Origin of the sequence: Pseudomonas lyxosi, assembly GCF_047758685.1 — a bacterium.
GTDB lineage: Bacteria > Pseudomonadota > Gammaproteobacteria > Pseudomonadales > Pseudomonadaceae > Aquipseudomonas > Aquipseudomonas lyxosi.
Genome location: NZ_CP180481.1, coordinates 4,627,141 through 4,642,359, shown reverse-complemented (window position 1 = coordinate 4,642,359; position 15,219 = coordinate 4,627,141). Strand labels below are relative to the sequence as shown.

The window sequence follows — 15,219 nt, the reverse complement described above, 5'->3', positions numbered from 1 at the left end:
GAATCAATCGAAGTAGTAACGACTGATTGTGTCGACGATGCAGGCCGGTCGCTCAGCCCCGTGAATCTCCACCGTGACCCGCACAGTTGCCTGCACTCCACCATCCACAACCTCAGCCTTGATGATCTCCCCCCTCCCCCGAATAGACGCTCCGACGGGCACTGGTGCAGGAAAGCGGACACGGTCGGTACCGTAATTGACGCCCATGCGCATTCGCACATCGATAAGTTGCGAGAGGAAGTAGCTGCCGGCCAGGGCCAACGTCAAATACCCATGCGCTATGGTTGTGCCAAACGGCCCCTCCTTGGCCCGCTCGGCATCGACATGAATCCATTGATGATCATTGGTCGCCTCGGCGAACCCCGTTACCCGAGACTGATCGATACTCAGCCACTCGGTCACACCAAGAGAAGTGCCAACGGCTGCGAGCACTTCTTCGGCATTGTTGTAGATGTTTACCATGCGCCGCCCCTCAAGCCCGTTGACTACTGGCAGAAATGACTTCTCCCACGAGATAGGACGCATATTCGCTGGCCAGAAAAACTGCAATATTGGCCATCTCCCAGACTTCCGCAGGGCGCCCAAAGGCTTCGTTGGCGGATAAAGCTGAAAGCAGGTTTTCATCCGCTGTCTTTTTCAGGAACGCATGCATGGCAATGCTCGGAGATATTGCATTGATGCGAATACCGTATTCGGCCGCTTCCAACGCACTGCAGCGCGTCAGGGCCATGACCCCGGCCTTGGCCGCCGCATAGTGCGCCTGCTCTTTCTGAGCGCGCCAGCCCAGCACCGAGGCATTATTGATGATTGCGCCATGGCCACGCGGTTGCATGACCTTGAGCATCGCGCGGGTCATGCGGAACGTACCGTTGAGCGATACATCGATCACCCGCAGCCATTCCTCATCGCTCATTTCAATGATGCGTTTTTGCCCGCCCAGACCTGCGTTGTTGAACAGGATATCGGTGCCGCCCAGACACGCCTCAGCCTCGGCAACCAAGGCCTGAACTTGATCTTCTTGTGTCACGTCGCAGACTTGGCCGTAAATCGCGTCGAGTCCGGTTTCCTCACGCAAACGGGCAACCGCCTCTTCAAGGCGACGCGGGTGCACGTCAGAAAGCATCAACGCGCGCACACCCTCCTCGGCAAATCGTTGCGCAGTGGAATAGCCAATACCACCGCCAGCGGCGGCGGTGACCAGCGCAGACTTGCCCTTGAGCAAGTCATGGCCGGGAACATAGGCAGGAACATTAATCATGCGAGACTCCTGTTGAGCTAACGCGTCGGTCGTGCTTCTTTGGGCATACCCAAGGCACGTTCGGCAATAATATTGAGCTGAATCTCGTTGGTACCCGCGACGATGGTGTCCGAACGACTGAACAGAAACACTTGTTGCAGTCGGGTTCGAGAGAAGTCATCGACATAGATATCGCCTTCGATACCTAATGCATCCATGGCCAACTTGCCCAGATCGCGGTGCCAGTTGGACCAGTAGTACTTGATGATGTAACCCTCTCGGGAAAGGCTGCCGTCATCCCCGCCGCTGAGCGTGCGCAAGGTGTTGTAGTGCATAACCTTGAGGCCCATCCAGGCCTGGCCGATACGCGCACGAATCAACGGGTTGTCGACGCTGCCGGTATCCCGGGCAGCTTTACAGACCAGCTCGAGCTGATGCGCAAAATGCATCTGCATGCCGATCCAGGACAGCCCGCGCTCAAATCCAAGCAAGGCCATGGCGATCTTCCAGCCCTCGCCGGGTTGACCAATAACATTCTGTGCGGGACAGCGTGCACCATCGAAGAACACTTCGTTGAACTCACAGGTGCCGGTGATCTGTTTGATCCCGCGAACGTCAACACCCGGCTGATCCAGCTTGACCAGTAGAAAGATCAGCCCGTGATGCCCACGAGACTCGGGCTCAGAACGGGCCACGACGAAAATCCATTGCGATTCGTGTGCCAGAGAGGTCCAGACTTTTTGACCGTGCAGCACCCATTCACCGGTCACCGGGTCAAGGCGTGCTCGGGTCTGTACATTGGCCAGGTCCGAGCCGGCACTGGGTTCGGAATACCCCTGACACCAATACTCGGTACCTGCCACGATTCCCGGTAGAAACTGTTGTTTCTGTGCTTCGCTGCCAAAGGCAATCACAGTGGGACCGAGCAACGTTTCACCCAAATGACCGATATTGCCCGGACCACCTGCGCGAGCGTATTCCTCGTGAAAAATAATCTGCTGCGCCACACTGAGGCCACGGCCGCCGTAATCTTTCGGCCAGCCGACGCAGGTCCAACCGCCTTTGGCCAGTTCCTGCTCCCACTCCTTGCGCAGCTCCGGATAGGCATCCTCGTCTCCGGCGCCACCGCGATGCTTCAGACAGGCAAAGCGACCCGTTAAATGCTCGCCCATCCACTGCGAAATCTCTGCGCGAAAGGCTAGTGCTTCATCCGCCTCTTCAGGCTTTTCCCGCTCGGCTTCGCCGCCAGTGATCAGCCAGCTGGCAATGGCTTCGCGGGACGCGTCGACATCGCCAAACCAATGAGCACTCGCCTGGGCACGTTTGAAATACAGCTGCGGATCGTATTCCCAAGTGAACCCCACGCCGCCGTGCAACTGAATCGCTTCTTGAGCGCAGAAATAGAACGTCTCGCTGGCGAAGCTCTTGACGCAGGCCGCCTCGCGCAGCAACTCGGCGGTCCCCGGCACAGTGGCTGCAACGCGAGCACAGCCACCGACGGCAGAACGTGTCGCCTCGATCTTCACCATCATTTCCGCACAGCGGTGTTTGACCGCCTGAAATGCATTGATCGGACGACCAAACTGCACCCGTTCAGCGGCATAGGCCAGTGTCAAATCCAGGCACTGTTGCGCACCACCCAGCTGCTCGGCAGCGAGCACCAGCGTTGCCAGGGCCTGCACACGTTGCAAGCGGTCATCAAGTTGTGGACCTGCGGCCAGTTTGCAGGCTTTTCCAACCGTAACGTCGGTCAAAATAACCTCAGCCACGCGTCGCGTCAGATCGACACCGACGTGTTCCTGCCGCTCGATCCCCTGGAGGTCGGCAGCAACCGCGAACAACGCCAACTCACCGTTTTCCAGCCGCGCAGGCAACAAAAAAAGCTCGGCGCTGGCGCCATCAGGGACGTGTCGGAATCGCCCTTGCAGACGATAGCCCTCAGCGCAGGCCTGAGCCGTGGCACCAGGCGATTCGGCGCACCAGGATAAACCTTTGCCTGCCAATGCCACGGTCGCCCGCAACTGCCCGGCGGCAATTTTCTCCAGATAAGAAGCACGTGTAGACTCGTCCACCGCTTCGAGCAATGTCGTTGCAGCCAAGCCCACTGTGGCGAAAAACGGCGATGGCAGCAGACGCCGTCCCATCTGTTCGAAAATCAGGGTCAACTCGACCCACGATAATCCCAGTCCGCCCTGGCTTTCAGGAATATGCGTGGCGCACCAGCCCATGTCCTCGGCAATCTGCTTCCACAGCGCGGCGTCGTAGCCAGTCGGGCTTTCCATCGCCTCACGCACTGACGACGATGGACAGGCCTCGGCCATGAAGCTTTCGGCGGCTTCAGCGATCATCTTCTGATCGTCGTTGAGGGAAAAATCCATACCGGCACTCATGCCCCATACACCTTTTGTGGAGGTACCGCTTCAGCAATCAGTGCAGCGACGACCTCTGCAATTTCAGCCGGCAGCCAGCGCGCCGCTTTATCGCGCTGTGGGCCAAGGCGCCAGCCATCGGCCAGCGACAACTTGCCACCGGAAGCCTCGAAGACCCGTCCGTTAATGTGTCGAGACTGCTCACTGCCTAGCCAGACCACCAGCGGCGCGACGTTGGCGGGGTCCCAAAAATCGAAGCTGTCATCACTGGGTTTTTTCACCACATCGGGCATTGCCGACTCGGTCATGCTGGTACGCGCGGCTGGCGCCAGGGCATTAGAGGTGATGCCATAGCGGATCAACTCTGCCGACTGCACCAGTGTCAGCGCACAAATGCCAGCTTTGGCGGTGGCGTAATTGGATTGTCCGACCGAACCTTGCAGCCCGGCACCGGAGCTGGTGTTGATTATCCGAGCATCGACAGGTTCGCCCGCCTTGGCCTTATCGCGCCAGCGTTTGGCCAAGGTATTGGCTAAGCAAAAGTGACCCTTGAGGTGGACGCGCATGACCTCGTCCCAGTCATCTTCGCTCAGGCTGACAAACATCCGGTCGCGCAGGTTGCCGGCGTTGTTGACCAGTACATGCACTTCACCAAAATGTGCCACGGCCTTCTCGACGATCGCTTGAGCGTGGTCGAGACGGGTGATGTCGTCGTCGTTGGCCAGTGCCTGCCCACCGGCGGCGACGATATCGGCGACCACCGCCTCGGCAGCCTCACGACGAATGTCGTTGACCACCACATTCGCACCTTCGGCGGCGAAGGCCAACGCATAAGCACGCCCAAGACCACCACCGGCGCCGGTGATAATTACTGTTCTGTTAGCACAAATACCCATTTTCAAATCCCTCACCCAAGTCGTTCGATGATGGTGACGTTCGCTTGGCCGCCACCCTCGCACATTGTCTGCAAGCCATAACGGCCACCGGTGCGTTCCAGTTCATGCAGCAAGGTTGTCATCAAGCGTGCGCCACTTGCGCCCAGCGGATGACCCAGACCTATAGCCCCGCCATTGACGTTGGTTCGTTCATAGGGATAGCCGGTCTCTTTGAGCCAGGCCTGGACCACGGAAGCGAAAGCTTCATTGATCTCTATCAGGTCGATGTCTTCCAGGCGCAGGCCCGCCTTTTTCAAAGCGGCAGCGGTGGCTGGAATCGGCGCAGTGAGGTGCCAGATCGGATCATCGGCACGCACGCTGATGTGCTCGATCCGTGCACGGGGCGTCAGGTTGTAACGTTTGAGCGCCGCCTCGGAAACCACCAGCAGAGCGGCGGCCGCATCACAGGTCTGGCTGGACACCGCAGCAGTGATCATTGGGTAAGCCGGATCGACTGGCTCCAGCGTGGCCATTTTTTCCAGACTACTGACACGCGGTGTCTCGTCGATGGAAAAGCCATTAAGGCCGACGATCTCGCGCTCGAAGCGCCCTTCCTTGATAGCCCTTAACGCCCGTTCATGGCTCTCCAGAGAGAATCGCTCCATGTCTTCGCGGGTCAGTTTCCATTTCTCGGCGATAATCTGCGCCGCATAAAACTGATTGACTGGCTGATCGCCGTAACGCGCTTTCCAGCCCTTGCTGCCCGAGAACGGGTCGGTAAAACCCAAGGGGTTCGCGGCGGTCATGGCATAGGCAATCGGAACCATGCTCATGTTCTGCACGCCGCCCACGGCAATCACATCCTGGGTGCCGCTCATCACTGCTTGCGCGGCGAAGTGCAGGGCCTGCTGCGAGGAGCCGCAGGCGCGGTCGATCACCGTGCCCGGCACATGGTCAGGCAAACCGGCCGCCAACCAGGACGTGCGGCTGATAACCCCGGCATTGGGGCCGACCGCATCCACGCAACCGAAGATCACATCTTCGTAGTCTTCAGCAGGAATATTGTTGCGTTCGACCAAGGTTTTTAAAACGTGTGCACCCAGGTCAGCAGGATGAACCTCGGACAACGAGCCGCGACGTTTACCGGTCGGCGTACGCAGTGCATCGACGATATAGGCTTGCGCCATGCTGGACCTCATTCATTCAAGTTAAAGGTATTGCCCGGACCGAGCTGGTCGACGTTACCGAGTACGAACTCGGCAACCCGGGCCTTGTGGAAGCCACGATCGCCCCAGGTGCCCACCAGGGCCCAAGCGCGCTTCATGAAAATTTGCAGGTCGACTTCCCAGGTGTACCCCATGGCCCCATGAACCTGAATCCCCATTTTCGCGGCGAGCAAAGCGGCCTCGCCCGCCGCCAACTTGGCGTGGGATACATAGATTTCACGGTTTGGGAGTTGATGCTCGACTGCATAAGCCGCCCGATAGAACACGGGCTTGGCGAACTCGATCAGCACAGCAACGTTTGCCAAGTGGTGCTTGACCGCCTGAAAACTGCCAATCGGTTTACCGAATTGCTTGCGCTCGGCGGTGTAGTCGATGGAGAGGTCAAGCATGCGTTTGGCCAGGCCCAATAGCTGCCCACTGGTGGCCAAGGCACCACGCTCGAGGGTGTCGGTCCAAATCAGTTGCCCACTCTGGGCATCGGCAATACGGCTGTTGTCACTCGGTGTCCAGCTCACTTGGGACAGGCGCCGGGATAAATCGACGCTCGAATTGCGCTCCAGTTTCACCTCGTCACGATGCAACGCGTGGACCTCGCCTTCATGAGCCAATAACAGCAAGTCACAAAGGTGCGCGTCAGCCACCAACGGGTTGATCGGGTGGCCCACGGCAATCCTCGCGCTGCCATCAGCAACACGCGGCAACCATTCCTGCTTGATCAGCGACTCATCCGGCAACGCACTGAGCATTGCTGCCGCCAGGTAGGCGGTACCCGCCAGTGAGTCGGGGATCGCGAAGTAACCCAGCTCGGGCATCATCAACGCCCAGTCAACATCGCCACACCCCAGGCCACCATAGGCTTCACCGACCGAAAGAGCAGTCAAGCCCTGTTCGGCAATCTTGCGGCGCAACTGCGGAGAACGACCGGCTTCAGTTTCCCAGAGCTCGCGAAGCATTTCAGGGGCGGCTTCGACCAGAAAGAATCGCCGCATGGTGTCGCGAAACAGGATCTGATCCGCTGTAAATTTAAAGTCCATGGACGTCTCCTCAGCGAGGCATACCGAGCATGCGCTCGGCAATAATGTTGCGTTGGATCTCGTTGGTGCCAGCGTAGATAGGCCCGGCGTGGGCGAACATGAACCCCTCCAGCCAACCGCCAACGTCTCGAGCCGCGGGTGAGTGCGGTAACAGCTCTGCGCGCGCACCGAGTATCTGCATGGCCGTCTCGTGCATGTGCTGATCAAGCTCGGACCAAAAGATTTTGTTGGTGCTGGACTCAGCGCCGATATGCCCGCCGGCGATCAGGCTGCTGGCCGTGCGATAGGTCGCGAGCGTGTAGGCTTCTGCTTGCATCCAGGCACTGACTACCGCCTCACGGACCGATGGATCCTGGTCGGCCGAAGCCCGGTTCGCCAGATACAGTTGCACCAGCGCTTTGGCGGTCGCCTGGAACCGCGCGGGTGAGCGCAGCATCAAACCGCGCTCGAAACCGGCCGTGGACATCGCCACCTGCCAACCCGCACCCTCCTCACTCAACCGGTTTTCTACCGGAACCCGTACATCATCGAAGAACACTTCGGCAAAACCGGGCAGACCGTTGAGCTGACGGATCGGACGAACCGTGATGCCTGGCGAATCCAACGGCACCAGAAGAAAACTCAAGCCATGATGACGCTGCGAGTTCGGGTCGCTACGGAACATCCCGAACAACCAGTCAGCCCAAACCGCTCGGGTCGACCAGGTTTTCTGGCCGTTAAGCACATAGTGATCACCATCACGGGTCGCTTTGGCACGAATGGCCGCCATGTCCGAGCCAGCATTGGGTTCCGACCAGCCTTGAGCCCAAATGCTTTCACCGCTGGCCATCATGGGCAGGAAACGCTGCTTCTGTTCGGGTGTGCCGAAATCCATCAACGTTGGGCCGAGCAGAAAGATTCCGTTCTGGTTAACCCGCATTGGCGCACCGGCGCGCCAGTATTCTTCTTCGAAGATCAACCACTCAATCAGATCGCAAGCGCGACCGCCCAAATCCTTGGGCCAGGTCACCATGCTCCAGTTGCCGGTTGCCAGCGTTCGCTCCCATTCGCGATGCTGTTCGAAGCCCTCCGCCGAGTCGAAACTGTCCAAAGGTCGCTTGGGTACATGCACTGCCAGCCAATTGCGGACTTCCTGGCGGAACGCCTGTTGCTGGTCGGTATATTCGAGTTTCATCAAAGGCTCTCCTGGTCAATCCGCGCTGTGTGGAATAAAGCTTGCCTGGCGCTTCTCGACGAAGGCCTGGCGGGTTTCGGCGGAGTCGGCATTCAGATAGGCCTGAAGCGTAAAACCCTGCTCCCAGCGATACTTGTCCTCCAGGTTCCCGTCTTCCACACCATTCAATGCTTCTTTGGCCAGGCGAATCATTGCCGGACTTTTCGAAGCAATTTTGCGCGCGACGGCCAGCGCGGTTTCCCGTAGCTGCGCGCGCGGTACAACCTGCTCCAGCGCACCAAGGCGATAGGCCTCGGCGGCAGTGATTTTTTCTCCGGTGAAGTACATGTGGCGCACTTTCTGTACCGGGAATAGACGCTGCAAATGCGCCCCGCCACCCATCGCACCACGATCAACTTCCGGTACACCGAACGTTGCGCACTCGGCACCGATGACGATGTCTGCCGCACCGGCGATGCCGATGCCTCCACCCAGAACGAAGCCGTGCACCGCCGCAATCACGGGCACCGGACAGCGGTGCACTGACCGGAAGGTTTCGTAGTTGCCTGCGTTGACTGCAACAATGCGCTCCGGATAGGTCGCCAGCTCTTTGATGTCGACACCTGCGCAGAAACCTCGACCTTCAGCTCGAATCACAATCACATGAACGTCGCTTCGTGCGCCTAGAGCATCAATCGCCAGAGCCAGGGCGAACCAGCCCGCGCTGTCGAGGGCGTTGACCGGGGGATGATCGATGACCAACTCCGCGACACCGTCTTCTATCGAGCTATGAAATCCTTGAGTCATATCTTTACCTCCGGAGTCGTTGCCATCCAGGTCTGAAGAGCCAGTAGCCGTTGACGGGCCTGGACAACGATTGTTTCGATAACCTGTGCGCAGCTCTGTAGTCGATCGATGTTGGCAGCCACCTGGCCACTGGGTAGCACGCCGTCGTCGGGACGTCCGTCACTCAATGCCAGGCGAATCAGTTGTGGGGCGTTGGCGGCGCGGGCGGCCATACTCAGCGAGAGCTCGCTGTCAGCCCGCCAGGTACTCAGCGCGACGCGCAACAACTGGAGAAAGTTCAGACCGGCCTGCTGTTTGTAATACCAGGCACTGCGCAAGGCCTGCCAGGTTTGACGTACCACGCCCGATCGCTCCAAACGCTGCAGTGTCGGGTTGTCGATCATCCGTTGCGGCAAGCCGTCTACCGCCAGGGAAACGCGAATATTGGCTGGATCTCTAACACTCAAATAGCGTTCCAGCGTGGTAGCCGGCACGGGCGATTCCTCGGTCAGCAAAAAGCGTGTGCCCATTGCTATCCCCTGAGCGCCACACGCCAAGGCCGCTGCCAGCCCCCGACCATCGTGCAGTCCGCCGGCCGCCAGAACCGGTACATTCACCGCATCCAGCACCATTGGCAGGAGCATGCTGGTAGGCACGACACCGGTATGCCCACCGCCTTCGGAACCCTGGATGACCAGGGCGTCAGCACCCAACTCGACGGCTTTACGCGCATGCCTTACGGCACCCACGGTAGGTATGCAAATCACCCCTGCCTGCTTCAAACGATCGATGCTCTGGCGATCCGCACCTCGCCCATAACTTGCTGCGCGCAATCGGTACTTGACGATCAAGGCGAGCACTTGCCCGGCATTCGCCTGGAACATGTGGAAATTGATTCCGAATGGCTGATCGGTAAGCGCCAGCACCTGACGAATTTCCGCCTCCAACCGGTCCGCCGGCAGTGTCGCGGCCGCCAGAAAGCCAAAACCGCCTGCATTGCCGACTGCCGCCACCAGCCGCGCGTCCGCCACCCAGCCCATCGCGGTTTGAATCACCGGATAGCGGCAACCCAGCAAGTCACAGATCGGTGTATGCAGGCTCAGGGTCATTTGTTTTGCGCCTCGCCGGAACGGATTTCACCTGGAGTGCGCTGCGAATCAGCCATGGCTTTGGCGTCGTAACCGCCCAATTTGTCACCGGAGATCAACTCATTGTGAGCATGGGCAAAATGGTGCCAGGCAAACGCCGCATCCATGCCTGCCCGTTTGCCTTGCAGGTCTTCGATGTGATTGATCGCCTGTTTGGTCAAGGCCAGACCCATGCGTGGCATCTTGCCGATCCGTTGAGCGATGCTGTAAGTCTCTTCCTCGAGGTTCTCCCGACTGGCAATGCGGTTGACCATGCCCATCTGGTAAGCCCGCTCGGCGCTCATGCGCTCACCGAGAAACAGAAACTCCTTGGCAATACGCGGGTTCAACTCAAAAGCATGGGCAAAGTACTCGACGCCCGGAATTCCCATGCGCACAACTGGATCGGAGAAGAACGCATCGTCACTGGCAACAATCATGTCGCAAACCCAGGCCAGCATCAGACCACCGGCTACACAGGCACCTTGGACCATGGCAATGGTCGGTTTGGGCAGATCGCGCCAGCGTCTGCACATGCCCAGATACACTTCTTGCTCACGCACATAAAGAAACTCACCACCTGGCTTGTTCACATGGTCGTACCACAGTGATGTGCGATCAAAACTCTGATTGATGTCTCGTCCTGGCGTGCCGATGTCATGACCAGCAGAAAAGTGTTTGCCACTGCCACGCAGGATGATGACCTTGACCTCGTCATCATCCACCGCGCGGCGAAAGGCAGCGTCCAGTGCATAGGTCATTTTCGAGTTCTGCGCATTGTTGAACTCGGGACGGTTCATCGTCACCGTCGCGATGCCATCCTGCACGTTGTACAGGACCACCTCTTGCGCACTGTCGACGCCTGTTTCTTGTTGTTCAGCCATACGGTGCTCCCCGTTCTTGCAGCGGCTTCAGGCGGTGCGTACGCCAGGCGGATTGTTTTTGATCACACTTGCTCGCAAGTTGTACGGATCGAGGCGGCGAATGATTTCCAACTGCTCTTCGCTCGGTCCCGGAGTCGTCAGGATCTCGTCAGCCTTTAGCAGGCTGAAACCGGTGGCACTCTGAACCTGTTCAAAGGTCACACCCGGATGCAAGGAAACCACTCGAATTCCATGATTCGGTCCACCGAAATCCATGACGCACAGATCGGTGATGATCAATCGCAGATCGACAAAATCATTGCGTGAGCCCTCTGGCCAACGCTCCGGGTTGTATCCGGCACCGGAGACCATATCGACCTCGGCGCCGACGAAAACCCGCACGCTGTGGTTAGGCACGAATAACGAGTTGGCGTGGTTGATGCTATTGCCCGGCAGACCGCGAACGCCTAGAACGGCAGTTTTAGGTTTGACGTAATCACCAACCAGTGACAGGTTCGTCTGACCGTAGCGATCAATCTGAGTCGGACCGATCATCGCGTGCCGCCGACCGCCCCAAACGCATTCGAACACTCGGTCGAAAGACATGTAGCCGGAATACTTGGGCTGGTAATCGCCACGCGGACCAAGGGGAATCGGCTCCTCGACCAGAAAGCTTTCACTGTCGGTCATCAAAAGCTCGGGCGAATGAGTGAGCTTGGCCAGGCTGGCCCCCAGGCGTGGCACCACACCGATCCCGGACGCCAGAATTTCACCATTGCCACGCCAGGCTTCGCTGGCAGCAATAATCAACAGCTCAGCGAGGCTGTAGTCGGTGGCGGCAGTAGAGGCTTGAGTCATGACGGTTGTCCTTATCTTTAGGCTGCGAAAGCTAGAAAATCGGCAAAGGCAATTTGCTGACGCGCTCGGCGCCTCCAACCTTGCTCAGGTACTCGGCTTCACTGCAGGCAATGAATTCATCGACGTAGCCTTGCCAGCCATTTTCCTGGGTGGCACTGGCGCAATAACGCTTCAAGTGCTCCAGATCCCAGCCGTAGTCGGGGCCACTGTAGGTGGGGTGTGCGCCAAAAGGTGCGTGCACCACGCCAGTGACCAGGTAACGTTCGAAAAAATTCAGGCGGGCCATCTCCGGAGCAAGACCGAAGCAGTCATGCAGGACTTCCGTGCTTACGTAGCTCTCTTTGGCGGCACGGGCGAACAGGTGATCAAAAAGCGGATCCCCCCCCTTGACCAAGGTGTTACCCAAGCGGTCCGATTCATTGACATGAATCAGCGCCACGTCGAGATTCAAGGCCGGCATGGCGACATAGACCTCGCCGTCGTCATAAGGCGAACGCACCGTGCGCAGATCAGGATTGCGGTCAAGCACATCGGTGCCCAAACCGCAGCGGGTCGGCAGGAAAGACATACGCATACCTGCAGCACGCAAGCCCCACTCGAACATCCCTTCGTCCAGTTCCATGACCTGTAACTCACCGGCTTCACGGGCTTTACGGAAATAAGGTTCCAGCGGAATGGCGTCGAGTGTGACGAAGCCGAAAATCAGTTTTCTGACCTTGCCCGCGGCACAAAGCATGCCCACCTCCGGCCCACCGTAGCTGACGATCGTCAGATCTTTGAGGTCCGAGCGCAGCAGTTCACGAACGATTGCCATGGGCTTGCGACGCGGTCCCCAACCACCGATACCGATGGTCATGCCATCACGCAGTCGAGCGACGACATCCTTCGCGCTGAGTTCTTTATTCATCGTGAGCCTCATTTATCCAGGTGTGCAGTGGCGAGACCGAGACTCCAGTCATGCCCCCAATAGCTGATAGCAGTGGCCTCAAAGACCGAGTGCTGGTTCCAGTCCACGACCAACCCGCCATAGCCGTACTCCAACGCGAAACCTCCGGGGGTTTCCATGTAGAAGGAAACCATTTCGTCATTGACGTGTTGACCCAGGCTCGCCAGAAGCTTGAACCCCTGCGACTTGCAACGATCCATGGCCCGTCCGACTTCTGTCATCGAATCGACTTCGGCCATGACATGAATGCAGCCGGACGGAGCCTCAGCTTCAAACAACGCCAAGCTGTGCTGACGACCGTTGTTGCAATGGGTGAAGTGCAATCGCTGGACCGGTGCATCAGGACCTGCCTGATGGTTGTAGATATCGGACAAACCGAAGCCCATCACATCGCGGAAAAAAGCCCAGGTGGCGTCGAATTTCGCAGCAGGCAACACGGTATGCCCTAGCCCCATCGCCCCGGTGATGAACTTCGGAATACCGACCGGCGAGTCGAACAGTTTGAAGTCGGACTTGATCCCCCAGACCACTTCATGACGATTACCAGAAGGGTCAAGGAACCAGACCATGTCTTGAAACATGCGTGAAACCAGCTCAACCGCGGTTGCCTTGCGCGGATTGACACCAGCGGCCTCCAGCTCGACAACGGCCTTGTCGAATGCCTGTTGATCGGCCACTTCCCACCCGGAAGCAAAGTAACAATCACGCTCTCCAGGGGTGATGACATAGCGATAGGGACGCTCGTCGAGCTTGAGATAGACGCCACCTGCCGCTGTCGGTGTCGACATGCAGCCCATTACCTGTTCGCCGTAGCGTTTCCAACGGGCAATGTCGGTCGACTCCGCGACCACGTAGGCCAGTCCTCTGATATCGATCATGAGTGCCTCTCAGAAATTTCGATTACCTGATGAGGATTCTCAGACGGATAGCGGGATCAAACATCGTCCATTGAGACTATCGATTCGATAATCAAAAGCCCGCGAAGATCGGCGGTTCGACGGCCCCTCGAACCCTGCTGGAGAGGATTCGATGCGCATGCTGACAGACAGGATTATTGGGTGGCCGATGAGCCAGGCAAAGCGTGGAAAGGGAACCGATCGGTTCCCTTTTCATTAATCGCTACGCTCGCTTCCCGTTCAGGAAACCTGCGCCAGCGCCACAGACCTCAGCTCACGTTTGAGGACTTTACCGCTGGGGTTAGTGGGCAGGCTGTCAACGAAATCGACGTAGCGCGGCACTTTATAGTTCGACATGTTCGTACGGCACCAGGCAATGAACTCCTCGCCATTCATCAACGCACCCGGACGTAACACCACAAAGGCTCGCCCAACCTCCCCCATACGATCATCCAGGACACCGACTATCGCCACTTGAGCGACGGCTGAGTGAGCAGCGATCAAACGTTCGATCTCTGCCGGGTAACAGTTGAAGCCACCCACTATGTACATGTCCTTAAGTCGATCCGTGATGCGCAAACAGCCCGCCTCATCAAGCAAACCGATATCTCCTGTGTGCAGCCAACCCTCGGTGTCCACCACCTCACGAGTGGCGGCATCGTCGGAAAAATACCCCTGCATGACGTTGTAGCCACGAATCAGCACCTCACCCGCCGTTCCTGGCTCAACCTCCCGGTCGTGCTCGTCAACAATCCTCAGCTCAACGCCCGGCATCGCTCGGCCACAACTATGAGCGACCACCTGTGGCGAATCATCTCGAGAGGTCAACGTGGCAAACCCGCAGGATTCCGTCAGACCGTAACCGGTTAGCACGACCTTGAAACCCAACTCGTTACGCATGCGCTCAATCAGGCTGGGGGGAATGGTGGTCGAACCGGTAATGGTTGCGCGCAAGCTTGATAGATCAGTCGTCGCCAACGCAGGGTCGGCCAACAAGCTATGGAATACCGTGGGCGGTCCAGGTAATACGCTGATGCGGTCACGCTCGATGGCTTTCAATACGGCCGACGTATCAAAAACCTGTTGCGGCAGGATTGTCGCGCCGTGCATCAAGGCTGCCAACCAGCCCGCCTTGTAACCCATCGCATGAAAAAACGGATTGACGATCAAATAGCGGTCTTCTGCGCACAAACCCATGGCCTGGGCCCAGCCGTCGATAGCTTTCAGGTTCTGCCCATGTGCGGTCATGACGCCTTTGGGGTTACCCGTAGTGCCAGAGGTGAACATCACATCGCTGAGCATGTCCGGAGTCACCGCTGCCGCACGCTGGAACGCCACGGCATCATCAATCTCCTGCGCCTTGTCGAGAAAGTTTTCCCAGCTCAGTTCGACGGGACGTGCGTCATTGAGGACGACGATCTGCGCCAGTGAGAAGGGACGATGTTCAGCCAGCAACTCAGGATAGTGACTGCCGAGAAACTGCCCGGCACTGAACAGGACGCGCGCACCACTGGAGGCCAACACATAACCGGCTTCACTGCCTTTCATGCGGGTGTTGACCGGCACCAACGCCGCACCTGCGCAATGAATACCCAGCGCCGCGACGATCCACTGGCTGCCGTTGGGCGCCCAGATGGCCACTCGGTCACCGGGCTCGACGCCCAGGGCGATAAGTCCCGCGGCGACTTTCAAGGCGTTGCGATGTAACTGCGCATACGTGATCGCAACACCGTTTTCCTCGATAGCGATACGTTCACCGTGGCGCTGCGCCGAGTGCGCCAGCATGCGAGGGATTGTCAGAGTATTCGACGCCATGTTCAATAAACCTCAGTGTTAAGACAGCCCGGCA

At 58.3% G+C, this 15,219-nt stretch carries 14 protein-coding genes and 1 pseudogene; all 15 read right to left on the bottom strand.

The features are described from left to right. Positions 1-3: 3 nt before the first annotated feature. The 15 genes and pseudogenes from ACMXYI_RS21375 to ACMXYI_RS21305 all read right to left on the bottom strand — a co-directional run bounded on the left by ACMXYI_RS21375 (position 4) and on the right by ACMXYI_RS21305 (position 15,185). The gene (locus tag ACMXYI_RS21375; protein ID WP_415768946.1) at positions 4-462 is read right to left on the bottom strand and encodes a MaoC family dehydratase; all 459 of its coding nucleotides are present in this window, start codon (positions 460-462) and stop codon (positions 4-6) included. 10 nt (positions 463-472) lie between these two features. Further along, a complete protein-coding gene (locus ACMXYI_RS21370) occupies positions 473-1,258 on the bottom strand; it encodes an SDR family oxidoreductase (RefSeq protein ID WP_218473663.1) in 786 nt (261 codons plus the stop codon). A gap of 17 nt (positions 1,259-1,275) precedes the next feature. Further along, on the bottom strand, positions 1,276-2,490 hold the full coding sequence (locus ACMXYI_RS21365; RefSeq protein ID WP_415773940.1) for an acyl-CoA dehydrogenase family protein: 1,215 nt from the start codon (positions 2,488-2,490) through the stop codon (positions 1,276-1,278). A 12-nt stretch (positions 2,491-2,502) separates the two neighbouring features. Then, positions 2,503-3,585, bottom strand: a pseudogene (locus ACMXYI_RS21360) (acyl-CoA dehydrogenase family protein); the annotation flags it as partial. A 38-nt stretch (positions 3,586-3,623) separates the two neighbouring features. Beyond that, on the bottom strand, positions 3,624-4,502 hold the full coding sequence (locus ACMXYI_RS21355; protein ID WP_415768945.1) for an SDR family oxidoreductase: 879 nt from the start codon (positions 4,500-4,502) through the stop codon (positions 3,624-3,626). Between the two features lie 11 nt (positions 4,503-4,513). Beyond that, positions 4,514-5,668, bottom strand: a complete 1,155-nt coding sequence (locus ACMXYI_RS21350; RefSeq protein WP_415768944.1) for an acetyl-CoA C-acetyltransferase — start codon at positions 5,666-5,668, stop codon at positions 4,514-4,516. An 8-nt stretch (positions 5,669-5,676) separates the two neighbouring features. After that, complete coding sequence (locus tag ACMXYI_RS21345; RefSeq protein ID WP_415768943.1) at positions 5,677-6,741, bottom strand: acyl-CoA dehydrogenase family protein; 1,065 nt, start codon at positions 6,739-6,741, stop codon at positions 5,677-5,679. A 10-nt stretch (positions 6,742-6,751) separates the two neighbouring features. Next, a complete protein-coding gene (locus ACMXYI_RS21340) occupies positions 6,752-7,915 on the bottom strand; it encodes an acyl-CoA dehydrogenase (protein WP_415768942.1) in 1,164 nt (387 codons plus the stop codon). Between the two features lie 15 nt (positions 7,916-7,930). Continuing rightward, complete coding sequence (locus tag ACMXYI_RS21335; RefSeq protein WP_415768941.1) at positions 7,931-8,701, bottom strand: enoyl-CoA hydratase family protein; 771 nt, start codon at positions 8,699-8,701, stop codon at positions 7,931-7,933. Continuing rightward, entirely contained in the window at positions 8,698-9,789 is a 1,092-nt protein-coding gene (locus tag ACMXYI_RS21330; RefSeq protein WP_415768940.1) for an NAD(P)H-dependent flavin oxidoreductase, read from the bottom strand. Before ACMXYI_RS21330 ends, ACMXYI_RS21335 begins: the two co-directional genes overlap by 4 nt. Next, positions 9,786-10,691 (bottom strand): enoyl-CoA hydratase, encoded by a 906-nt coding sequence (locus ACMXYI_RS21325; protein WP_415768939.1) that lies wholly within the window; start codon positions 10,689-10,691, stop codon positions 9,786-9,788. The genes ACMXYI_RS21330 and ACMXYI_RS21325 overlap by 4 nt, the downstream gene beginning before the upstream one ends. Positions 10,692-10,718: 27 nt before the next feature. Beyond that, positions 10,719-11,528: a CoA-transferase subunit beta gene (locus ACMXYI_RS21320; protein WP_415768938.1), complete on the bottom strand. Its 810-nt coding sequence runs from the start codon at positions 11,526-11,528 to the stop codon at positions 10,719-10,721. A gap of 31 nt (positions 11,529-11,559) precedes the next feature. Further along, the gene (locus tag ACMXYI_RS21315; RefSeq protein ID WP_415768937.1) at positions 11,560-12,435 is read right to left on the bottom strand and encodes a CoA transferase subunit A; all 876 of its coding nucleotides are present in this window, start codon (positions 12,433-12,435) and stop codon (positions 11,560-11,562) included. An 8-nt stretch (positions 12,436-12,443) separates the two neighbouring features. Then, on the bottom strand, positions 12,444-13,352 hold the full coding sequence (locus ACMXYI_RS21310) for a VOC family protein (protein ID WP_415768936.1): 909 nt from the start codon (positions 13,350-13,352) through the stop codon (positions 12,444-12,446). 258 nt (positions 13,353-13,610) lie between these two features. Next, a complete protein-coding gene (locus tag ACMXYI_RS21305; RefSeq protein ID WP_415768935.1) occupies positions 13,611-15,185 on the bottom strand; it encodes a FadD3 family acyl-CoA ligase in 1,575 nt (524 codons plus the stop codon). Positions 15,186-15,219: the final 34 nt, after the last annotated feature.